Origin of the sequence: Flavobacterium caeni, assembly GCF_900101895.1 — a bacterium.
Classification (GTDB): Bacteria; Bacteroidota; Bacteroidia; order Flavobacteriales; family Flavobacteriaceae; genus Flavobacterium; species Flavobacterium caeni.
In genome coordinates this window covers 47,120-68,736 of record NZ_FMVF01000004.1, presented here as the reverse complement: position 1 = coordinate 68,736, position 21,617 = coordinate 47,120, and the positions used below count along the sequence as shown (strand labels likewise).

The 21,617-nt window shown below is 52.1% G+C and carries 19 protein-coding genes; 13 read left to right on the top strand and 6 right to left on the bottom strand.

What is annotated here, in order from left to right; all coding sequences use genetic code 11:
- The 3 genes from BLP55_RS04365 to BLP55_RS04355 are packed head-to-tail and all read left to right on the top strand — an operon-like array spanning position 1 to position 1,905.
- Entirely contained in the window at positions 1–591 is a 591-nt protein-coding gene (locus BLP55_RS04365; RefSeq protein WP_091141119.1) for a hypothetical protein, read from the top strand.
- Between the two features lies 1 nt (position 592).
- Positions 593–1,279, top strand: a complete 687-nt coding sequence (locus BLP55_RS04360) for an HAD family hydrolase (protein WP_091141118.1) — start codon at positions 593–595, stop codon at positions 1,277–1,279.
- Positions 1,276–1,905 carry a chloramphenicol acetyltransferase gene (locus BLP55_RS04355; RefSeq protein WP_091141117.1) on the top strand — a complete coding sequence of 210 codons (630 nt, stop codon included), beginning with the start codon at positions 1,276–1,278 and terminating at the stop codon, positions 1,903–1,905. Before BLP55_RS04360 ends, BLP55_RS04355 begins: the two co-directional genes overlap by 4 nt.
- Here BLP55_RS04355 and BLP55_RS04350 read toward each other — a convergent pair.
- The gene (locus tag BLP55_RS04350; protein WP_139149603.1) at positions 1,902–2,360 is read right to left on the bottom strand and encodes a hypothetical protein; all 459 of its coding nucleotides are present in this window, start codon (positions 2,358–2,360) and stop codon (positions 1,902–1,904) included. The two genes, BLP55_RS04355 and BLP55_RS04350, sit on opposite strands and share 4 nt — an antisense overlap.
- 135 nt (positions 2,361–2,495) lie before the next feature.
- Positions 2,496–2,828, bottom strand: a complete 333-nt coding sequence (locus BLP55_RS04345; protein ID WP_091141115.1) for a single-stranded DNA-binding protein — start codon at positions 2,826–2,828, stop codon at positions 2,496–2,498.
- Between the two features lie 221 nt (positions 2,829–3,049).
- Between BLP55_RS04345 and BLP55_RS04340 the strand changes: the two genes are divergently transcribed.
- From BLP55_RS04340 to BLP55_RS04325, 4 genes are read left to right on the top strand one after another with little or no spacing between them, the layout of a single operon-like run.
- Complete coding sequence (locus tag BLP55_RS04340; RefSeq protein WP_244503414.1) at positions 3,050–5,458, top strand: M28 family peptidase; 2,409 nt, start codon at positions 3,050–3,052, stop codon at positions 5,456–5,458.
- Positions 5,455–6,237: an NAD(P)H-binding protein gene (locus BLP55_RS04335; RefSeq protein WP_091141114.1), complete on the top strand. Its 783-nt coding sequence runs from the start codon at positions 5,455–5,457 to the stop codon at positions 6,235–6,237. Before BLP55_RS04340 ends, BLP55_RS04335 begins: the two co-directional genes overlap by 4 nt.
- A 13-nt stretch (positions 6,238–6,250) precedes the next feature.
- A complete protein-coding gene (locus tag BLP55_RS04330; RefSeq protein WP_091141113.1) occupies positions 6,251–7,123 on the top strand; it encodes a cation diffusion facilitator family transporter in 873 nt (290 codons plus the stop codon).
- Positions 7,124–7,177: 54 nt separating this feature from the next.
- Positions 7,178–7,801: an MCP four helix bundle domain-containing protein gene (locus BLP55_RS04325; protein WP_091141112.1), complete on the top strand. Its 624-nt coding sequence runs from the start codon at positions 7,178–7,180 to the stop codon at positions 7,799–7,801.
- A 221-nt stretch (positions 7,802–8,022) separates the two neighbouring features.
- Here the strand turns inward: BLP55_RS04325 and BLP55_RS04320 are convergent, their stop codons facing one another.
- Positions 8,023–10,065 carry a M13 family metallopeptidase gene (locus tag BLP55_RS04320; RefSeq protein WP_091141111.1) on the bottom strand — a complete coding sequence of 681 codons (2,043 nt, stop codon included), beginning with the start codon at positions 10,063–10,065 and terminating at the stop codon, positions 8,023–8,025.
- Positions 10,066–10,195: 130 nt separating this feature from the next.
- Between BLP55_RS04320 and BLP55_RS04315 the strand changes: the two genes are divergently transcribed.
- The 4 genes from BLP55_RS04315 (at position 10,196) to BLP55_RS04300 (ending at position 13,969) form a co-directional block, all read left to right on the top strand.
- Complete coding sequence (locus tag BLP55_RS04315) at positions 10,196–10,867, top strand: SCO family protein (protein ID WP_091141110.1); 672 nt, start codon at positions 10,196–10,198, stop codon at positions 10,865–10,867.
- A 650-nt stretch (positions 10,868–11,517) separates the two neighbouring features.
- Positions 11,518–11,754 (top strand): FeoA family protein, encoded by a 237-nt coding sequence (locus tag BLP55_RS04310; protein WP_091141109.1) that lies wholly within the window; start codon positions 11,518–11,520, stop codon positions 11,752–11,754.
- On the top strand, positions 11,751–13,850 hold the full coding sequence (gene feoB, locus BLP55_RS04305) for a ferrous iron transport protein B (RefSeq protein ID WP_091141108.1): 2,100 nt from the start codon (positions 11,751–11,753) through the stop codon (positions 13,848–13,850). Before BLP55_RS04310 ends, feoB begins: the two co-directional genes overlap by 4 nt.
- A complete protein-coding gene (locus BLP55_RS04300; protein ID WP_091141107.1) occupies positions 13,847–13,969 on the top strand; it encodes a FeoB-associated Cys-rich membrane protein in 123 nt (40 codons plus the stop codon). The genes feoB and BLP55_RS04300 overlap by 4 nt, the downstream gene beginning before the upstream one ends.
- On the opposite strand, the gene BLP55_RS04295 is transcribed toward BLP55_RS04300, so the two are convergent.
- Together BLP55_RS04295 and BLP55_RS04290 are read right to left on the bottom strand one after the other, a co-directional pair.
- Positions 13,966–14,619, bottom strand: coding sequence for a metal-dependent transcriptional regulator (locus BLP55_RS04295; protein WP_091141106.1), 654 nt, complete (start codon positions 14,617–14,619; stop codon positions 13,966–13,968). The two genes, BLP55_RS04300 and BLP55_RS04295, sit on opposite strands and share 4 nt — an antisense overlap.
- Positions 14,620–14,799: 180 nt before the next feature.
- A complete protein-coding gene (locus tag BLP55_RS04290) occupies positions 14,800–16,671 on the bottom strand; it encodes an Nramp family divalent metal transporter (protein ID WP_091141105.1) in 1,872 nt (623 codons plus the stop codon).
- 92 nt (positions 16,672–16,763) lie between these two features.
- On the opposite strand from BLP55_RS04290, the gene BLP55_RS04285 reads away from it, so the two are divergent.
- Both BLP55_RS04285 and BLP55_RS04280 read left to right on the top strand, forming a co-directional pair.
- Entirely contained in the window at positions 16,764–19,001 is a 2,238-nt protein-coding gene (locus BLP55_RS04285; protein ID WP_091141104.1) for a TonB-dependent receptor, read from the top strand.
- Between the two features lie 83 nt (positions 19,002–19,084).
- On the top strand, positions 19,085–19,495 hold the full coding sequence (locus BLP55_RS04280) for a BrxA/BrxB family bacilliredoxin (RefSeq protein ID WP_091141103.1): 411 nt from the start codon (positions 19,085–19,087) through the stop codon (positions 19,493–19,495).
- A gap of 20 nt (positions 19,496–19,515) precedes the next feature.
- Here the strand turns inward: BLP55_RS04280 and BLP55_RS04275 are convergent, their stop codons facing one another.
- On the bottom strand, positions 19,516–21,612 hold the full coding sequence (locus BLP55_RS04275; protein WP_139149602.1) for a glycosyltransferase family 9 protein: 2,097 nt from the start codon (positions 21,610–21,612) through the stop codon (positions 19,516–19,518).
- Positions 21,613–21,617: the final 5 nt, after the last annotated feature.

The following is a 21,617-nucleotide window of genomic DNA, read 5'->3' as shown; positions in this document are numbered from 1 at the left end:
ATGAAAAAAATACATGCCCTTTTCGCCTTGGTGTTGTTATTGACCGTTTCATGCGGCGATGGCGACCACAACAACACCGTCGTCTACCCTACGGTAAATGGGGCGTTGACCGTGAATGGCGTGACGAAAAATATCAACAAAGGCTACGTCATCAAACCGTATACAGGCACCGACCCGAACTACGACCAAAGGCGATTTTACGTTATTTTGAGCGATGGCGATGTGACGCTTTTCAACAACGATCTTGTTTTTTCGGACAATACGCACCAGCTCATCGATTTCAATTTGTATACGCACGAAGATGCCGCCGGCAGCGTACAAAACGCGACTTATAACCTGTACATTCCGAAAACGGGATTCGATATGGGCAACGCATTCATCGACCACACCAACATCAGCACCAACCTGGTGTTGCAAAACGGTCAAGTGGTTTCGGGCGACGGGCTCGATTCGGACGACATGGATGCCGGGCAGCTGACCCTTGCCCACACTGATGGCGTGTACACTTTGGCGTTCTCGTTCTCGAATGACGGCAATACCGTCAGCGGCAATTTCACCGGTACACTTACCGAATTAATTTACGAGTATTAACATGCAAATCAAAGTAATCGCTTTTGACGCCGACGACACGCTCTGGGTCAACGAACCGTACTTCCAGGAAACGGAGGAGAAGTTTTGCGATTTGCTCGCACCGTATTTGTCCAAACACACGCTGTCGCAAGAGTTGTTCAAGACTGAAATCGGCAACTTGAAATTGTACGGCTACGGCATCAAGGGCTACATCCTGTCGATGATCGAAGCGGCTTTGCAGATTTCGAACCACACGATCAGCAACGAAGTAATCGCGAAAATCATCCAATATGGCAAAGAACTGCTCGAGCACCCGATCGAGTTGCTCGACGGTGTGGAACAAACGCTCGAAACGTTGCAAAAAAACTACAAGCTCGTCGTGGCCACCAAGGGCGATTTGCTCGACCAGCGCCGCAAATTGCACAACTCGGGGCTCGGGAAATACTTTCACCACATCGAGGTCATGAGCGACAAACAGGAGAAGGATTACACCGATTTGGTCAAACGCCTCGACATTCACCCGTCGGAGTTTTTGATGATCGGCAATTCGCTTAAATCGGATGTGTTGCCTGTTCTGGGCATCGGCGGACACGCCTACCACATCCCGTTCCACACGACCTGGGCGCATGAAAAAATAGACCACAAGGTCGAACATGCGAACTTTCGCGACTTCGAAAAAATCACCGACGTTTTGGCGCTGTTCGAATGAAAACCTACCTCGATTTAGACACCTGGCCGCGGACCGAACACTTCCATTTTTTCCGCCAATTCGACGAACCTTTTTGGGGTGCAGTAGTCGAGGTCGATTGTACGCGCGCTTATGAAAATGCAAAGGCGCACAACGTCCCGTTCTTTATTTGGTATTTACACCAAACGCTTACCGCCGTCAACGCGATCGAGGCTTGCCGGTACCGGATCGAAGACCAGCAAGTGGCCGTTTACGACCGCGTAGACGTATCGGCGACAATCATGCGCGAAGACGGATCGTTCGGGTTTTCGTACATGAAGTACCACCAAGATATTGCGGTTTTTAGCAAGCGTTGTTTGACCGAAATCGACCGTGTCAAAAATACGCCGGGACTGTTCACACGTACGTTTGACATGGCCAACCTGATCCATTTCTCGGCCGTGCCTTGGGTAAATTTTACATCGCTGTCACACGCTAGAAGCTTTTCCTTTCCCGACAGTTGCCCGAAAATCTCGTTCGGCAAAATGACCGTACACCCCGATGGCAAACGCACCATGCCCATGTCGGTACACGTGCACCACGCCTTGATGGACGGGCTGCACGTGGGCCAACTCATCGACCGTTTCCAGGCCGAGATGAACCGCTAGAAAATATAGGTCCAGTTTGCGCCATCGCTGATAAGGATGAGCGTTTTCATGGTGGCGTTGCCGGGCATGTTGAGCGGCGCGGCAGTGGCCGTGTTCGAGTCTTTGGCAAAAAACAACCCGCCAAAACTGTAAAGTTGCGCCGTCACGGTGTTCGAGATGTTCCTCAAAATGTAAATCCTTCCCGGAACCGTCGAAGCATTGGGTACGATGAACTCTACATTGCCGGGCGTGGGCGTGAGCGAAAGGTACACCCCGTCGTTGATGGGCGTGGCATTTCCCGCAGGCCCGCCCACAAAAGCCGTCGTGATCCCGATGGCCTTGAGCGACAGGTTGCCATTCAAATCGAGCGTACTCAAAGGTGTAGCCGTATTGATCCCGACCTGCGCCATGCCGTTGGAAGGTGCAAGACACAAGACCAGCAAAAACACCGATAAAAGACGCGAAAATAGTGGCATTGTCTACAAGTTAATCGGCTAAATGTAAACAAATTACTTACAGTGCGTCATGATCCCGATGACCGACAAGTCGCGAAAACGTTTTCGTGTTGACAACTTTACCCGAAAACACTGATTTTCAGTACGAAAAAAGCGTCATTTACCCAGTAGTAGCAGTTCGTTGACAACCACTTCGGTCACATAGCGCTTGTCGCCGTTTTTGTCGTCGTAGCTGCGGTGCACCAATTTGCCTTCGACGGCAATTTCTTTTCCTTTGGTGACATATTTCTCGAGAATTTCGGCGGTTTTGCCCCAAGCGACCAGTTTGTGCCATTGGGTTTCCTCGATCTTTTCGCCGTTGTCATTTTTGTAGACTTCGTTGGTGGCGATGGTGACGTTGGCGAGTTTTCGGCCGGTTTCAAAATTCTTGATTTCGGGGTCTTGCCCCACGTGCCCAATCAATTGGACTTTGTTTCTTAGTGCAGTCATGGCGTTTAAAATTTTTATTGGTTGATACTAACTGTATTACAAAGCAAACACAATTTAAATTGCGTTCATTACAGAAAATCTGCCGTATTTGTTAAAATTGTCGAATTGAATTTAATTGCTATATTTGGTAGACCTTAGTCACTTGCCATCAACAAACAACCTTGCAGCGAGGTTTGGGTTTTTAGGTTCGAGTCTGGCCCCGAAAAAGCTGCATAACCTACATGAAAAAAAACGACTACTCCTTTTTTTCGGCGGTCATAATCCTGATCCTGTTGGGTGTACTCTATGTAACGTTGATGCCGCGCTGGAACGCATCGACCGAAGGCCCGCTCTCGGAATTTTCTGCCGCACGCGCCATGCGCCACATCAAGGAAATGGCCAAAGCCCCGCACTATGTCGGGTCTGAAAACCACAAAAATGTAGCGGCCTATCTCGAAAAAGAGCTGCAGCAATTGGGGCTCGAAACCACCACGCAACAAGGCACGACACTTACCGATTGGGGTAATCTCGTACACAGCAAAAACATCCTCGCGCGCATCAAGGGCTCGGGTCGCGGCAAGGCGCTTTTGCTGCTTTCGCATTACGACAGCGCGCCACATTCGGCCTCGTTGGGCGCGAGCGACGACGCTTCGGGCGTGGCCACGATTCTTGAAGGTGTACGCGCGTTTTTGCACAACAAGACACCGCACCAAAACGACATCATCATTGTTTTTACCGATGCCGAGGAGCTCGGGCTCAACGGCGCGGCTTTGTTCGTCACCGAGCACGCCTGGGCCAAGGAGATCGGCGTTGCGCTCAACTTCGAGGCGCGCGGCACGGCCGGTCCGGGCTATATGCTGATGGAGGTCAACCGCGGCAATGCACAAATGGTCGAAGCCTTTGCGGCGGCGGGCGTTTCGCATCCGGTGTCGAATTCGCTCATGTACAGCATCTACAAAATGATGCCCAACGACACCGATTTGACCGTACTGCGTTCCTACGGCAACATCCCCGGATTCAACTTTGCCTTCATCGACGACCATTTCAACTACCATACGGCCCAGGACGACTATGCACACCTGCGTCCAGAAACCATCGCGCACCAGGGCAGCTACCTGATGCCGCTGCTGAAACATTTGTCGAGCACCGATTTGTCGCAACTCGATACGCAAGGCGACCGCGTGTATTTCAATACGCCGCTCGGGTTCTTCCACTATCCGTTTGCGTGGAACGTTCCTTTGCTGGTCATTGCCGCCGTGTTGTTTGTCTTTTTTGTCTTCATCGGATTGGGCAAACGCACGTTGCACCTGCCCGAAATCTTCAAGGGATTTTTGCCGTTGCTGGGCGCCGTGGTGCTCGCGGGCGCGTTGGCATTTTTTGGGTGGAAACTGTTGCGCGGCATTTATCCGCAATACGATGACATCCTGCAAGGGTTTACGTACAACGGGCATGCCTACATTGGTGCGTTTGTGTTGCTGAGCGTTTCGGTGTGTTTCCTTTGCTATGCGAAGACCAAGACCGAGGCGCAGATTTCAAACCAGGCCGTGGCGCCGTTGCTGCTTTGGATTTTGCTCAACCTCGCACTCGTGTTGTTCTTGCCCGGTGCCGGATTTTTTATCCTTCCCGTTTTGTTCGGGCTTTTGATGCTCGGCTACTATGTGGTCACGCAAAAGATCAACCCGTGGATCAACTTGCTGCTCGGTGTTCCCGCGTTGTTCATCCTGGCGCCTTTCATTGTCATGTTTCCGATTGGGCTCGGGCTCAAGATTTTGGCCGGTAGTGCCGTGCTCACCGTATTGCTTTTTGCGTTGCTGCTTCCTGTTTTTGCCACCTTTTCGCGCAAACTTTTGTGGACGTTCGTCACCTTTTTGTGCGCCGTCGGATGTTTGGTGTATGCGCATCTCAACGCCGATTACGCCCCGGGCAAAGCCAAGCCGAACAGTCTTTTGTATGTATACGATGCCGACAAGGAAAAAGCCGATTGGGCCACCTACGACCAAAATCTCGACGAGTGGACCAAGATTTATCTGGGCGACAATCCGACGGGCGCCGGTCATTTGAACCACCTTTCGCTGTTCAGCAAATACGGTTCAAAATTCACCTATGCGAACAATGCGATGGTACGCGACATCCCCGAACCTACGGTGGAATTCCTCAAGGATTCGGTGGTCGGGAAATACCGATGGGTCAAAATCAAGATCACGCCCAACCGCAAGGTCAACCGCTACGATATTTTTGCCAACGAGCGCATGGTGTTGCACAACCTCAAGGCCAACGGGGCGCAGGACCTCGAACAAAAAGGATCGCAGTTCAGGCGAAAAGACAACAAATTGTTGAGTTATTATGTAGTCGATAACGCGCCGCTGGTGTTCGAATTCATGACGCCCAAAGCCACCGCGCTCGATTTGCAGTTGATGGAATCGTCGTTCGATTTGACGACCAATCCCGAGTTCGCGATGGAAAAACGCAAAAACTGGATGATCCCCACACCGTTTGTCTTGAACGATGCCGTGGTGCTGATCAAAAAAATAAAACCCGCACCCAAGGTAGCCATTGCCGTGCCGGTTCCCAAAAACTTCTCGTACCAGGCCAACGCGACGCGCGACACGATTCCCGATCCCGATGCCATGCCCGAAGCCATGACACCATGAAAACCATCAGCTTGCTCGGATGCGGCTGGTTGGGCATTCCGTTGGCCGAGGCATTGCTCCAACGCGGGTTCGACGTAAATGGGTCGACGACTTCTGCAGGCAAGATTCCGCTGCTCGAGCGCAAAGGCATCCGTCCTTTTTTGGTGACGCTCGACACCGACGGCGTCGAAGGCGAAATCGATCGTTTTTTGGATGCCGATGTGTTGGTTATCGACATCCCGCCACGGTTCCATTTCTCGAAAAAAATCGAAAGCCTGCTGCCTTACATCGAACAATCGACGGTAAAAAAAGTGTTGCTCGTCAGCGCGACCTCGGTGTACGGACAAGCCGACGGACTGATCGACGAAGCGACCGAACCCGTGATCCTATCCGAAAAGAGCGCACAACTGTTGGGGGCCGAAAACCATTTGCGCAACCAGCCCGGTTTTGATACGACCGTCGTGCGTTTGGGCGGACTCATCGGGCCGGACCGCCATCCAATTTTTCACCTCGCGGGCCAATCCGATCTCGAAAATCCCGAGGCACCGGTCAACCTGATCCATTTGCAGGACTGCATCGGCATCCTCTGCAAAATCCTTGAAACCGATGCCTGGGGCGAAACGTTCAACGCCGTGGCGCCATACCATCCGACACGCGAGCAGTACTACACGCAAAAGGCAGCGGAACGCCATCTGCCGCCGCCGCAATTCAGCCATGCCCAACCATCGGCAGGAAAAACGATAACGGCAACCAAAGTGCAACGGCAACTCGACTACCGGTTCGAATTCCCCGAATTATAGATACCTTTGTTTTATGAGCAACAAACAAACCGCCATCGGCACGACCTATTGGAGCATTCTCGGGAATGTGTTGCTGGCCTTGTGCAAATTCGTCGCGGGCTATTTTGGCAACTCTTATGCGCTCATTGCCGATGCGATCGAATCGGCGGGGGATGTTTTTTCGTCTTTCCTGGTACTCTTGGGACTCAAGTATTCGTCGCGCCCCGCCGATGAAAACCATCCGTACGGGCATGGCAAGGCCGAGGCGCTTGTGACCTTTGCCGTTGTTGGATTCCTGGTTGTTTCGGCCACGGTGATCGCCTACGAAAGCATCGAACACATCCGCACGCCACACAAAGTGCCCGAGACGTTTACGCTGTATGTATTGGCCGCGATTGTGGTCATCAAGGAAGTGTTTTACCGCTTCGTATCCAAGAAAAGTGACGAGACCAACAGCTCTTCGCTCAAGGCCGATGCCTGGCACCACCGTAGCGATGCGATTACCTCGGCACTTGCTTTTATTGGCATTTCGATTGCCATTTTTATGGGGCCGGGTTACGAAACCGCCGACGATTGGGCCGCACTGCTCGCCTCGTCCGTCATCGTCTACAACGCGTGGCTCATCTTCAGGCCGGCATTGGGCGAAATACTCGACGAACATTTGTACGACGATATGATTGTGCGTATCCGTCAAATTGCCGCCACGGTCAAGGGCGTCATCGATACCGAAAAATGCCATGTGCGCAAGACGGGCATGACCTATTTTGTCGATTTGCACCTGACGGTCAACGGGCAAATCACCGTGGCCGAAGGGCACGACATCGCGCACCGCGTAAAAGACGCCTTGCAATTAGAAATACCCGAGATTGCCGATGTGCTGATCCACATTGAACCCGATGATCTTTAGCGGCACAAATCGACCAACCCCTTTTTCAGCAATACGAACCTAAAAACGATTAACATGAAATGGGCCTACGGAATCAAGAACAAACTTATGGCCTCGGCGGTACTGCTCGGGCTTTGCTTGCTGGTGTTGTTGAACAACTACCTCGAAAGGACGCACGCACAAAACGTCAAGGACGCGATCTCGACGCTGTACGAAGACCGGCTCATTGCCGACGACTACATCCTGAAGATGACGCGCAACGTCTACCGCATCAGGGAAACATTGACGGGCAACCCGAATCCGGTTTCAAAATCTGAATCGGTGCAAACGCAACTCGCCGACTTTCACCAAACCTACGGCGTGTACCGCAAAACAAAACTGACGCCCAAGGAACTATCGACCGCGATGGCGCTGATCGATTGTGTGCGCGATTTCGAAAAAGCGTTGCCCAAAAACGACAACACGGCTGCCGTTTATACCGACCATGCTTTGCGTCGGCTCGATGAATTGGCCCAAATCCAATTGGTCGAATCCAAATCGATCATGAAACACGTCGAATCGCAGTATGCCAACATCAAAGCCTCGTCGCAGTTTGCGTTTGCGATCATCATCCTGATCCTGATCGTACTGCAGATCATCGTTTTCTCGTCGGCCTCGCTGATCCCGAAAGTCAGGCCCAAAGACCCGCGCCTGAACTAAAAACCTTTTTCAAAAAAGTATTGTCCTAAAATAGTGTGTAAGAAAAAAATTAACCACAAAGACGCAAAGCACCCAAAGATTTCCTTAAGGAAATTAAGCTTTGCGAACTTAAATTCTTTTCGCTTATTGAAGACTTTGTGTTCTTTGCGGTAAAATCGAATTACACATTATTCTAGGACATTACTTTCAAAAAAAACGTCCGGTTTCCCGGACGTTTGTAATTACCATATCTTGACGCGCTTTTCGGGCGCCAGGTACATCCCGTCGCCGGGTTTGATCTGGAACGCATCGTAAAACGCATCGACGTTTTGCAACGGCACATAGCCGCGGTACATGCCCGGTGAATGTGGGTCGGTCTTGACCTGGTTCTTGATCGCTTCGTCGCGCATCTTGCTGCGCCACATCGTGGCCCATGAAATAAAGAAACGCTGTTCGGGCGTAAACCCGTCGATGAGCGCCGGACGGCCATTTTCCTTAAGGTACAGCTGCAATCCGTCATAGGCCGCGTTGATGCCGCCCAAGTCGCCGATGTTTTCACCCAACGTAAACTTGCCGTCGACAAAAATACCCGGCAACGGCTGCAACGCGCTGTACTGGTCGGCGAGCGCGCCGGTAAGCGCCGTGAATTGTTTCAAATCTTCTTCGGTCCACCAGTCGAACAGGTTGCCTTCGGCATTGTAACGCGAACCCGAATCGTCAAACCCATGCGAGATTTCGTGCCCGATTACCCCGCCAATGGCGCCATAATTGACCGCCTCGTCGGCCTGGTAGTTGTAGTAAGGCGGTTGCAGGATGGCGGCCGGGAATACGATCTCGTTGAACGACGCATTGTAGTAGGCGTTGACCACCTGCGGCGACATGTACCAACGGTCTTTGTCTACGGGTTTGGGCAAATCGTTGAGTTGTTCGTCCGAACGCCACTTGGCCACCGCGCGCATGTTGTCGTACAAATTGCCGCCTTCTGACGGGCGTTTGATGGTGAGCGCCGAATAGTCTTTCCATTTGTCGGGATAGCCGATCTTGATGCGCGATTTGCGGATTTTTTCGATGGCGCTCTTCTTGGTTTCGGGCGACATCCAGGCGAGGTTCTCGATGCGGTGCTCGAAAGCGCGGAACACATTTTTGATCATGGCCTCGGCCTTGGCTTTGGCTTCGGCAGGGAATTTCTTTTCGACGTACAACTTGCCGAGCGCCTCGCCCACCGTACCGTTGATGGTTTGCAACGCGCGCTCTTCGCGGGCCCGTTGCTTGAGCGCGCCCGTGAGCGTCTTGCCGTAGAATTCCCAATTGGCCGTCTCGATATCGGTCGAGAGTTGCGATGCGGCACCGTTGAGCACGTTCCATCGCATGTAGGCTTTCCAGGCATCGACTTTGTTCTCCTTGAAGATGCCCTCGAGCGCGGTCATGTACTTGGGTTGGGTCACGATCAGCGAGTCGAGTTTGGCCAGTCCGTTGGCTGCAAAATAGGCGTTCCAGTTGATCGATGGCGTGAGTTTCTGTAAATCGGCCACCGACATCGGATTGTAGGTGTTGCGGCTGTCGCGGCGTTCGACCCTTGTCAGGCGCGGCGTGGCCAGCGCGGTTTCGAAGGCGAGAATTTGGTCGGCATGCGTTTGTGCATCGGCCGGGGTTTCGCCCAACTTTTGCATCATCTTGGCCAAATGCAACCGGTATTTCTCGCGTTTTTCCTTGGGATCCTTGTCTTCGGAAACATAGTAATCGCGGTCGGGCAAGCCCAAACGGCCGGGGCCTAGTTCGACGACGTAGCGGTTGCTGTTCTTTTCATCGGCGCCGATACCGAAACCAAAGAACCCGATACCGCCGTAGACTTCTTCTTCGGCAAGCAGCTTTTGCAAATCCTGTACGTTCTTGACCGCATTGATCTTGGCGAGTTTTGATTGCAGCGGCTTGAGCCCTTGCTTGTTGCGCGCCACCGTATCCATGATCGATTGGTAGAGGTTTACCGCCTTGCCTTGGTCGGTGTTGGATTTGTATTTTGGATTCTTCGAGGCCTCGCTCAGGATGTCGAGCACGTCGCGGTCGGTTTTTTGACGCAGCTCATCGGCGCTTCCCCAGCGTGTGCGGTCGGCGGGAATGGTGGTTTGGTCGAGCCAAGTCCCGTTGACGAAACGGTAAAAATCCTGGTTGGGTTGGGTCTTCAAATCCATGTAGGCTTTGTTGATGCCCGGTTCTTTTGTGGCTTGTGCCGTGGCCACCATCGCGGGAAACGCAATCAGGCACGCGGCTTTGCATATTTTTTTCATTGTTGCGGTTGGATTAGGGTCGTAAAAATACCGAATTGCTTCGAAAGATCGGCTAATTTTTGGCGATAACAATCTGTTAATCCTTTAGGCAAACGCGGTGTTTTTCGTATTTTTGCCGCAAAATTAACCGATGCGCAACTACTTGAAGAAATACCGTATTTTCCTTTTGACGATGTTGGTTGTTTCGGGCATCGCGATTTTCCTTTTCTATGGGGCGCTCAAACCCAAAAAGACGTTGCCTATTTTTACGCCTGCCGATGTGAATCCCGAACTCGTCGACAGTACGGTGCAACACAAGGCACGTTTTCACGCCATCGCCGATTTTGCGTTCACCAACCAAAACGGCAAAACCGTGACCCAAAAAGATTACGAAGGCAAGATTTATGTGGCCGACTTTTTCTTTACGACCTGCGGCTCGATTTGCCCAAAGATGACCGCCAACCTCGAAGTCGTGCAGAACGCCATCGCCAACAACCCAAAAGTGATGTTGCTTTCGCATACGGTCACGCCCGAAATCGACAGCGTACCGGTGCTCAAGGCCTATGCCCAGAAACACCACGTGATCGATGCCAAGTGGAATTTAGTCACCGGCGACAAAAAAGACATTTACCGTATGGCGCGGCAGTCGTACCTGGCCGTCAAGCTGGGCGCACCCGACGAATTGTATGACATGGTGCACACCGAGAATTTTGTGCTTGTCGATACCAAGCGGCGCGTACGTGGGTTTTACGACGGTACGAATCCTGAAGACATCCAACGTTTGATAGCCGATATTGAGTGGCTTTCGACGCAGGCGGATTGACGCGTTTGATCGTGTGCTTTTAGACCTTCGGTCGATGTTGACCAAGGGGAACCCCTGGTCCCCGCCCCGAGTGAAAGTTACCGAAAAAATTTCACGTCGTGTGGTAGACCCGAGCCCACAGGGCGAACTGTACGAAGTAAAAATCTGTAGATTTTAAACGGGTAAAACTGTTCACCTAAAGATCTTTCGTTTTGAGAAAATCGGGGCCGCTCGACGTCGTACCGCGCCCGTTCTTCTAACCCACAACATTCGTGATAAGTATCGACCGGAGAGGACGCCATGGCATCTACGCTTGGTTTACTCCTATAATTTATTCCTTTTTTAGACGGGCCTTGTCAACGTGTTTCCGTTTGGCTTGACCTTCATTCTTTGTCTTGCCAAGTCAGCGTCTTTCTGCATCGCGTTGCTACATTCAACCATGCTGACCTTGTGATAAAATTTTTGTGATAAAAAATTTATCACAGCAATTTTATCACACTTTCTGTTACAAAATTCTTGTTACAAAATATTTGTAACAGAAAATTTGTAACAACTTTAAAAAACGTGCGCTTTACAATGTCGCTTTGACCGCATTTGATCGCGTTCCAATTTTCTGTTCGACTTTACACTTAATATCCTTACTTTTGTAACTTAAATCCATTCTAAATAAGTTGCGAACCACCATCCACGATCTCAAAAAAGGGCAACGCGCCACGATAGCCGACTTCGACCTCGACCTCATCCCTCTCAAATTGCTCGAAATGGGTTGCCTGCCGGGCAATGAAGTGGTCTTGTTGCAGGTTGCGCCGCTCGGCGATCCGCTGTATTTGGACATCAATGGTTCGCACCTGGCCATCCGCACAGAGACGGCCAAAAATATTACCGTCGAACCGATCCAAACGCTATGAGCAACCAAAACATCAACGTAGCGCTGATCGGGAATCCGAATGTCGGAAAGACTTCGGTATTCAATCATTTGACGGGGCTTAACCAACATGTGGGCAACTATCCGGGCATCACCGTCGAGAAAAAAGTGGGGTTCTGCAAACTGCCCGGCCACAACCACGCGAACATCGTCGATTTGCCGGGGACGTACAGCCTCAACGCGAGTTCCATCGACGAAAATGTGGTGGTCGAATTGCTGCTCAACAAAAACGACAAACTGTTTCCCGATGTGGCCGTCGTGGTGACCGATGTCGAAAACCTCAAGCGCAACCTGCTGTTGTTCACGCAAATCAAGGACCTCCAAATCCCGACGATCCTGGTCATCAACATGGCCGACCGCATGGACCGCAAAGGCATCTCGCTCGACATCGCGCACCTCGAAGACAAACTCAACACCAAGATTGCGTTGGTTTCGTCGCGCAAAGGCACGGGCATCGACACGCTGAAACAATTGATCGCCGATTACAAGTTGCTTTCGACCCAGCCGTGTGTCGATACGTCGTCGATCGATCCCGCGTACTTTGACCAATTGCGTCAGGCGTTCCCGAACCAAGACGTATACAAACTGTGGCTCGTGATTGGGCAGGACGTCAACTTTGGCCATTTGGAGCGGCACCAAATTCCGAATGCGTTCACCAAGTCGGTGGCCGAACTCAAGCGTTTGCAGCAAAAGGAAACCATCAAACGCTACCAGTTCATCAACGACACGCTCAAGGTGGGGCAAAAAATCGATGCCTCGAAAGCCACGAGCCTGGGCGGCAAACTAGACCGCATCTTGACGCACAAAGTGTGGGGCTATGTGATTTTCGCCGCTATTTTGCTGTTGATTTTCCAATCGATTTTCGACTGGTCGAGTTACCCGATGGATTTCATCGACGAAAGTTTTGCATCGCTCGCGGCCTATACTTCCGAACACTTGCCGCCGGGCATGCTCACCGACCTGCTCGCCGAGGGCATCATTCCGGGCATTGGCGGCGTGGTGATCTTTATCCCGCAAATCGCATTTTTGTTCCTGTTCATCTCGATCCTCGAAGAAAGCGGTTACATGAGCCGCGTGGTGTTTTTGATGGACAAAATCATGCGCCGGTTCGGGCTGTCGGGCAAAAGTGTCGTCCCGCTTATTTCGGGTACGGCCTGTGCGATTCCGGCCATCATGGCCACGCGCAACATCGAAAGCTGGAAGGAACGACTCATCACGATTTTGGTCACGCCGTTTACCACCTGTTCGGCGCGTTTGCCCGTGTATGCCATCATCATTGCACTGGTGATCCCCGACCAAAAAGTGGGTGGGTTCTTCAACCTGCAAGGGCTTACCTTGATGGGGCTGTACCTTGCCGGATTTGCGATGGCGATTTTATCGGCCTACATCCTCAACAAAATCGTCAAGCTGCAAGGCAAATCGTTCTTTGTGGTCGAAATGCCTACGTACAAAGTGCCGCTGCCCAAGAACGTCGCGATCAATGTGATCGAAAAAACCAAGGCGTTCGTCTATGGCGCGGGCAAGATCATCCTGGCCATTTCGATCATCCTGTGGTTCCTGGCCTCGTACGGGCCGGGCGAGCATTTCAACAACGCCGAAGCCATCGTCAAGGAGCGCGCCGCGCATGCCGAATATTCCGAAGAAGAACTGCAAACGCACATCGCTTCGCACAAACTCGAAAACTCCTACATCGGGTTGATGGGCCACGCGATCGAACCCGCCATCGCGCCGCTGGGCTACGATTGGAAAATCGGGATCGCGATCATCACGTCGTTTGCCGCGAGAGAAGTGTTCGTCGGTACGCTGGCCACGATTTACAGCATCGGCGACACCGAAAGCGAAGAACCGATCAAGCAAAAAATGGCCGCCGAGGTACACGCCGATACGGGCAAAAAAGTATTCGATTTTGCCACGGGCATATCGCTGCTGCTGTTTTACGCGTTTGCGATGCAATGCGCCAGTACGCTTGCGATTGTTAAAAAAGAAACCAATTCATGGAAGTGGCCCGCGGTACAATTCGTCTCGATGAGCCTCATTGCCTATCTGGCCGCGCTCGTCGCTTATCAAATCCTGTCATGATCCAGCAAATTATAGCCTACGCGTTACTCGGGACCGCCATTTTCTTTTTGGTGCGCAAGTTCTTTTTCAAATCCAAAAAGAAAAAGGACTGCGGCAATGGCGATTGCGGCTGTAGTTAAACAAGTTTTACGAACAGGTTGCCCGCGATCTTGTTCGAAATCATGAGTTCTTTGCCGCCCACTTTGATGCGCAACGACTGGTCGAACGTTTCGCGTACCAACACGTCTATCCTTGATCCAAGCGCGATGCCTTGTTTGTCGAGGTATTGCAAGAATTCGCTCGACGTATCCTTGACGCCCACGCAAATCCCGCTTTGCCCCTCGTGCAGTTCAGACAACAACTGTTTGTCGATCTTGACGATGCGGCCGTGCACGTCGGGAATCGGGTCGCCGTGCGGGTCTTCGGTAGGGTTGCCCAAAAAATCGTCGAGCCGGTTGATGAGCTGGTCCGATTGGATGTGTTCGAGCTGTTCGGCAATCTCGTGCACCTCATCCCACGCAAAATCGAGTTTCTCGACCAGGAACACTTCCCACAGCCGGTGCTTGCGCACAATCATCTTGGCGGCCAGCAATCCGTTTGGCGTGAGCGAAACGCCTTGGTATTTTTTGTAGTGTATCAGTTGCTTCTCGGCCAGTTTCTTGAGCATGTCGGTCACCGACGACGCCTTGGTCTCCATCTTTTCGGCTATGGCGTTGGTGCTCACTTCGCCGTCCAAAAGCGTTGTAAGGTGGTAAATGGTCTTGAGGTAATTTTCTTCTGAAAAAGTCATCGATTGGAAATTTTAAATGATGAATTTTAAATTTTGAATGAAAGTTGGGGCGTGCCGGCGGTCGGCGTTTGGTCGTGTTGGCAAATTTTGTGGCCGCCGTCGGGCTATTCGTTGCAATCTTTTACGGCCTCGCTAGCGCTCGGCCGCAAAAGGATTTCCACTGCTATCCCTCACGCGACGTCAGTTCTTCACGATAAACAACGGAATCCTGATCTTGTGCCGTACCTTGTCGACCGTGGTCCCAAAAATCAAGTCCTTGAAACCGGTATGGCCGTGTGTGCCCATGACCAGCACATCGAACTGGTTTTCGTTGATGATCTTGGGGATCACCTTGGCCGGATCGCCAAAGCCCAGTTTCGTGTCTACCTTAAAGCCTTTGTCCGACAACATCTCGAAATAATCGTGCAACAATTTTTCATCGACACTCGTCTCGTGATCGACAATATGGGCACCGTAAACAATCGCGCCCACCGATTCCACCACATGAATCAGCACATAATTGGCATCCTTGCCGCCCAACGCAAAAGCATGGTTGAGCGCGGCCTGGTCGGCCTCCGAAAAATCGACCGAAATCGCGATCTTCTTGGTGTCGTAGGTGCTTTGCCGCGTCCACTTGAGCGCGAGATTGTGCGGCGAATGGTTCAGGATGCGTTGTTTGCGTGAAAAAAACGGATTGAACACAATGTACAGCAATAACACCGCAAACCCTACGGCCAATGGCACCACGGTGAGCCACAACCAAATCGGGTTCGCCGAGGCAGCAATCCACCCCTGGATTTCGTCGAACACCAATTTGGCGTTGAGCGATACAATGATCGACGCGATGATCCACGCCGCCGTCTTGGTCCAAAACCCGATGTGGAAGCCTTCCATCTTGGTCTTGTCGCTTACATAATGGATCAGCGGGATGATCGCGAACCCGAGCTGCAAACTCAAAACCACCTGGCTAAAGATGAGCAATTTGCCCGTCACGCCCTCGCCAAAAATCGAGATGACAATCACGGCCGGCACGATCGCGATGAGCCGCGTGAGTATACGTCTGATCCACGGTTGGATGCGCAGGTTGATGTAACCTTCCATGATGATTTGCCCCGCCAGCGTCCCGGTAATCGTCGAGCTTTGACCCGCGGCGATCAGCGCGACGGCAAACAATATCGGCGCCCACTTGGTGCCCAGCATGGGTTCTAAAAACTGGTGCGCGTCCTGGATCTCGGCCACATGGTACATCCCATTTTTATAAAACGTCGCCGCGGCAAGGATCAAGATGGCCGCGTTGACAAAAAAAGCGAGGTTGAGCGCGATGGTCGAATCGATCAGGTTGTATTTGATGGCCTGTTTGATGCCCGACGGCGAACGGTCGAATTTGCGCGTTTGTACCAACGAAGAATGTAGGTATAAATTGTGCGGCATGACCGTCGCGCCAATGATGCCGATGGCGATGTAGAGTGCGGCATCGCTCGGGAGCGAAGGGACCAATCCGCCTAAAATCTTTGGAATTTCGGGCTCGGCGAAAATCATTTCGCACACAAACGAAAACCCGATGACGGCCACGAGCGCGATGATGAACGCCTCCATCTTGCGGATGCCTTTGTTGATCAAAAACAGCAATAAAAACGTATCGAGAACGGTAATGATGACCCCGTTGACGAGCGAGATGTCGAACAACAAATTGAGCCCGATGGCCATACCGAGTACCTCGGCCAAGTCGCAGGCCGCAATGGCAATCTCGGCCAAAAAATAGAGAATGTAGTTGACGAATTTGGGGTACGTCTCGCGCGAGGCCTGCGCCAGGTCGAGCCGCGACACAATGCCCAGGCGCGCGCTCAAACTTTGCAAAAGCAGCGCCATGATGTTGCTCATGAGCAGCACCCAAATGAGCGCATACCCAAACTGGCTACCGCCCGCGATGTCGGTGGCCCAGTTGCCCGGGTCCATGTAACCCACCGAGATCAGGTAGGCCGGGCCAAAAAAGGCGAGTATCTTCCTGAACCGCGACGTGGTGTTTTGCGTGGCAACCGATTCGTTGACTTCTTCGAGCGATTTTCCTTTCATCTAACAGATTAATTTAAAAACAAATATAAATGTTTTTATTTACAAAATAATATTTTTAGTTTTGTCTAAATTTTAATTGATGTAAATCTAAAATGAAAACTGTCTTTTGGTTTTTCCTTCTTTTTTTTACTAATATTCTCACAGCCCAAACCCTGGTCGGAACCGTCACCGCAAACGGCAAACCGCGCAACGGGGCTACTGTTTTGGTCAACCAACGCATGAAAATCTCCACCGACAAACAGGGCCGTTACCAATTCGCGCTCGGCCCGGGCACTTATTCGGTATCGGTGTCTGCGCCCGGATTCAAAACCCAGCAGCAACCGGTGGTGATCGATTCGATGCCTGTCACGCTCGACTTCGACCTGCAATCGGAACAAACGCTCGACGAAGTGGTCATCACCGGCACGATGAAAGCCGTGAGCCGTGTCGAAAGCCCGGTTCCGGTCGAAATCTACAAACCCACATTTTTCAAGAAAAACCCCACACCCAACATTTTCGAGGCTATGCAAAACGTCAACGGCGTACGCCCGCAAATCAACTGCAACGTGTGCAACACGGGCGACATCCACATCAACGGGCTCGAAGGGCCGTATACGTTGGTGCTCATCGACGGCATGCCCATCGTCAGCGGATTGTCGACGGTTTACGGACTGTCGGGCATCCCCAATTCGCTGATTGACCGCATCGAAATCGTCAAAGGCCCCGCATCGTCTTTGTACGGCAGCGAGGCCGTGGGCGGGCTGATCAACATCGTCACCAAAAACCCCAAGAATGCCGCTGCGTTTTCTGCCGATGTGTTTTCGACGAGTTGGGGCGAGGCCAACCTCGATCTGGGTTTCAAGACCGATGTGGGAAAGGCCGCGACGCTGTTGCTCGGCGCGAATTATTTCAACTACTCGAACCCCATCGACAACAACCACGACAACTTTACCGACGTGACGTTACAGGACCGCATCTCGGTGTTCCAAAAGTGGAATTTCAAACGCAAGAGCAACAAACTGTTTTCGATGGCCGGGCGCTATTTTTATGAGGACCGATGGGGCGGCGAGCTGCAGTGGAACAAAAACTTCCGCGGCGGCGATGTGGTTTACGGCGAGAGCATCTACACCAAACGTTGGGAAATTCTTGGCTCCTACGAATTGCCGCTGACCGAGAAAATGCTGCTCTCTTTTTCGTATACCGACCACGACCAGAATTCCGTGTACGGCAACATGCCTTATCTCGCGCAGCAAAAAATCGGTTTCGGCCAGCTCACCTGGGACAAACAAAAAGGCGCGCACGATTGGTTGTTTGGCGCGGCGTTGCGCTACCAGTTTTACAACGACAACACCCCTGCTACCGTGACCTCCGACCAGACCTGGATTCCCGGTGTTTTTGCGCAGGACGAAATTGCATTGGGTGAACAACACAAATTGCTCGCAGGTTTACGCTGGGATTACAACAACCGCCACGGCTCGATCCTCACGCCGCGTCTGGCCTACAAATGGGAGGTCACCGACAACGACATCCTGCGGCTCAACGCGGGTACGGGATTTCGCGTGGTGAACCTGTTTACCGAAGAACATGCGGCGCTGACGGGTTCGCGCGATGTGGTGATCCTCGAAGACCTGAAACCCGAGCGCTCCTACAACGCAAATTTGAATTATCTCAAAAAAATCCACACCGCGGACGGCAGTTTCATTGCGCTCGAAGGCACGGCGTGGTATACGCATTTTACCAACTCGATCCTTCCCGATTACGAGACGAATCCGAACCAGATCGTCTACAAAAACCTCGACGGACATTCGGTCAGCCAGGGCGTGAGCCTCAATACCGATATGGTTTTTGGCGGGCTCAAGGTGATCCTGGGCGCGACGTTTATGGATGTTTCCAAAACCGAGAACGGACAAAAAACCCGACAGATCCTGACCGAAAAATGGTCGGGTACTTGGGCCGTTTCGTATTCGTTCCCCAAGGCATTCCTCGACCTGGACTACACCGGAAACCTGTATGGGCCGATGCGTTTACCCACATTGGGTGCGCTCGATCCGCGCCGCGCCGAATCTGAGCCTTTCAGCATCCAAAACATCCAGGCCAGGTTTCGGGGCGTCAAGGGTTTTGAGTTCTATGCGGGCGTCAAGAATTTGCTCAACTGGACACCGCAACACGGCAATCCGTTCATCATTGCAAGGGCCAACGACCCGTTCGACAAGAATGTACAATTCGACCCTTCGGGAAATGTGATTGCGACACCCGACAACCCTTATGCGCTTACGTTTGATCCAAGTTATGTGTATGGCCCAAACCAGGGCATCCGAACGTTCATGGGCATCCGGTACACGTTCCGTTAGCGAAAACTATAACAAATCTTTATCAGTTCGCGCAGTAAATCTTCGTATCTTTGGCGGGTCTTTTAACCTTTAATTAAACGATTATGTATCCAGAAGAAATGGTAAGCCCGATGCGCGCCGAATTGGCCGAAGCCGGGTTTGAAGAATTATATAGCGCCGGCGCGGTAGACAATGCACTGGCCAAGTCGGGCACTACATTGGTGGTCGTGAATTCTGTATGCGGATGTGCCGCCAGAAACGCGCGCCCGGGTGCCAAACAAAGCCTTAGCGGTGCCAAAAAACCAGACCATTTGGTGACGGTTTTTGCGGGCGTCGACAAAGAAGCGGTCGATGCGGCACGGGCAAAAATGTTTCCGTTCCCGCCGTCTTCGCCAAGTATTGCGCTGTTCAAGGACGGCGAGTTGGTGCACATGCTCGAGCGTCACCACATCGAGGGTCGTCCGGCAGAAATCATCGCCGAGAACCTGATGGACGCTTACGGCGAGTTTTGCTAAGCCTTCGAGAGACCAAATTTTCAAACCACGTTTTTGCGTGGTTTTTTTGTGTCTTGTCTTGACGGGATCGATGGAATGGCAAACAACATTTTTTGCGCGAACAGAAAATCGACAAACTCGGGCATGTTTTCCTCGTTCGATACAGAAAAATTGCCCGAAAGGATCTTCAAGACGTTGCTCTTGACCGATGCGTCGGCAAAGTCGATGTCGAACTCGTTGCCGTCGATCGAAAGCATACACGATTTCTCTTGTTGGTCGACCTTCAAACCGGGATTCAGTACCCAAACCGATGGGTTTTGCGGATAGGCATTTTGCAGCAACGCATACCATTTGGCCATCACCTGTGGCGTATCGATGGCGCTCAAGCAAACCCTGTTGCCGCATTGTTCGAGTACGTTCGAATTGCAAGCGATGTCGCAATTCCCGGGCTTTCCCCAAACAATTTCGCTGTGTTCGGCCATGCTTCCCCACGCCCCGGGACCCGTCGGGCCGTAGATGCCAACCGTCGGGACGTTGAACGCACCGGCCACATGCGTGATCCCCGAATCGTTCCCGATGTGGAACCACGCGCCGGCCATCGCCTCGCCCACTTGGTCCATGCCGCCGGTAACGGTATCGATAAATTCGGGTTTGGTGTCGAACAAGTCCAGCGGGTTAGGATCGCCCGGGCCTTGGATGATTTTGCACTTCAGTTGCGGAAACTGGGCATGGATTTGCAGGATCAGGTTGGCGAAACCCGCAACCGACCACGCCTTTCGGATTGCTCCGGCCCCGGCGTGCAAGGTGTAGTAGGGCTGCGACGTATTGATTTGGTGTTCGAAATACGGAAAGCGCATGCGTACATCGCAATCGGGATGCAACCGCGCCACGGCGTCGAGGTAGTGCGCCGAGGCGTGTTGCTTTAACTTGTGGTGCGTGGTGTAGGCGATGGCATCGGGTAACTTGAAACCGTTCAGGTAGGCGGGATAATTGCCGAGCTCGACCACCACATCGTACTGGTTTTGGGTTTGTGCGCTGTCCTGGTCGATGACTTCAAGGCCTTGCAGATGGTGGCCAAAAAACGAAACCAGCCGCGGCATGATCGCAAAAGTAACCGATTCCGATACCGCATTGAGTGCATGCAAGGCCGGGATACAAAAGAAAAAATCGCCGATGCCGCCCGAGGATTTCTTGACCAGCACACGTCCGAGTTTGGGGTGTCTTGCGGATGGCGCCTCGAAAGTTGCCGTCACCTTGTCCCAAAAAGCGGGAATCGTCGCCTTGATTTCACTTTTGGCGCGCTCGGGATCGTTGGGGTAAAAATCGAACGAAAACGTACCTACTCGGTCGTTGGCGATGATTTCGCAACCCGACAAGAAAGCCTCTGCGGCCAACCTGCCCGAAGGTTCTGGCCAAAACGGTTTACAGAAAAAATAGCGCGTCTTACCCAAAATCTCGAGCACCCGCTCATTCGGGACCATGTCTTTGAACACCACGTTAGACGAAATTTCGGAAGCCATCCGGTTTTGACCATAGACGACAAATTGCTTTTCGGGGTGTTCGGCGGCGTAATCGAGGTAGGCTTGTCCGCCTTTGATGACGCTCAAATCGCCGAAGAACGGAATCGTAATCTGGTCCTTGTCTTTAGCAATCTGCAGCGCATCGACCTCTACCGTTGGCGGCATGACCAAGTGGTCGTGGATGGCTTTGCCGAACAATTCGGCGTGGATCTCATAATGTCTGGGCGATTGGAACACGCAAAATTCAGACTTGGCAAACAAATCCCGATAAAGGTGAAATTTGGTCACATCGCAACAATTCGATACCGCGGGGTCTACCGTACACTGCACCGTACGCCGCATGCAAAAATTGTAGTCGAATTCAATCTTGATGTAACGGACAGCTTGGTCGATCAAATACCCAAGCAACTCCTTTTCGAACGTACAACGCGAGGTGCTGCATACGATCACGAGGTTATTTTGCGCGATTTGCGCACGCGTTTGGTCAAAATCGGTTACCGCATCGGCCGACACGGCAAAACCTTTCGTTGTCCCGAACGCCATGAGTTGTTTGATGGTGAGCTCGGCGCCGCGCAACAACGAAAGGTCGGTGTCGTGTAAAAACAGGATGCGGTTCACAAAAG

What these genes read in the sequence shown, in the direction of transcription:
- BLP55_RS04360 (WP_091141118.1), top strand. Translation starts at nt 593, where the DNA reads ATGCAAATCAAAGTAATCGCTTTTGACGCCGACGACACGCTCTGGGTC.
- BLP55_RS04300 (WP_091141107.1), top strand. Translation starts at nt 13,847, where the DNA reads ATGATCCAGCAAATTATAGCCTACGCGTTACTCGGGACCGCCATTTTC.
- feoB (WP_091141108.1), top strand. Translation starts at nt 11,751, where the DNA reads ATGAGCAACCAAAACATCAACGTAGCGCTGATCGGGAATCCGAATGTC.
- BLP55_RS04315 (WP_091141110.1), top strand. Translation starts at nt 10,196, where the DNA reads ATGCGCAACTACTTGAAGAAATACCGTATTTTCCTTTTGACGATGTTG.
- BLP55_RS04285 (WP_091141104.1), top strand. Translation starts at nt 16,764, where the DNA reads ATGAAAACTGTCTTTTGGTTTTTCCTTCTTTTTTTTACTAATATTCTC.
- BLP55_RS04290 (WP_091141105.1), bottom strand. Translation starts at nt 16,671, where the DNA reads ATGAAAGGAAAATCGCTCGAAGAAGTCAACGAATCGGTTGCCACGCAA.
- BLP55_RS04335 (WP_091141114.1), top strand. Translation starts at nt 5,455, where the DNA reads ATGAAAACCATCAGCTTGCTCGGATGCGGCTGGTTGGGCATTCCGTTG.
- BLP55_RS04355 (WP_091141117.1), top strand. Translation starts at nt 1,276, where the DNA reads ATGAAAACCTACCTCGATTTAGACACCTGGCCGCGGACCGAACACTTC.
- BLP55_RS04295 (WP_091141106.1), bottom strand. Translation starts at nt 14,619, where the DNA reads ATGACTTTTTCAGAAGAAAATTACCTCAAGACCATTTACCACCTTACA.
- BLP55_RS04350 (WP_139149603.1), bottom strand. Translation starts at nt 2,360, where the DNA reads ATGCCACTATTTTCGCGTCTTTTATCGGTGTTTTTGCTGGTCTTGTGT.
- BLP55_RS04340 (WP_244503414.1), top strand. Translation starts at nt 3,050, where the DNA reads ATGAAAAAAAACGACTACTCCTTTTTTTCGGCGGTCATAATCCTGATC.
- BLP55_RS04345 (WP_091141115.1), bottom strand. Translation starts at nt 2,828, where the DNA reads ATGACTGCACTAAGAAACAAAGTCCAATTGATTGGGCACGTGGGGCAA.
- BLP55_RS04320 (WP_091141111.1), bottom strand. Translation starts at nt 10,065, where the DNA reads ATGAAAAAAATATGCAAAGCCGCGTGCCTGATTGCGTTTCCCGCGATG.
- BLP55_RS04280 (WP_091141103.1), top strand. Translation starts at nt 19,085, where the DNA reads ATGTATCCAGAAGAAATGGTAAGCCCGATGCGCGCCGAATTGGCCGAA.
- BLP55_RS04365 (WP_091141119.1), top strand. Translation starts at nt 1, where the DNA reads ATGAAAAAAATACATGCCCTTTTCGCCTTGGTGTTGTTATTGACCGTT.
- BLP55_RS04330 (WP_091141113.1), top strand. Translation starts at nt 6,251, where the DNA reads ATGAGCAACAAACAAACCGCCATCGGCACGACCTATTGGAGCATTCTC.
- BLP55_RS04325 (WP_091141112.1), top strand. Translation starts at nt 7,178, where the DNA reads ATGAAATGGGCCTACGGAATCAAGAACAAACTTATGGCCTCGGCGGTA.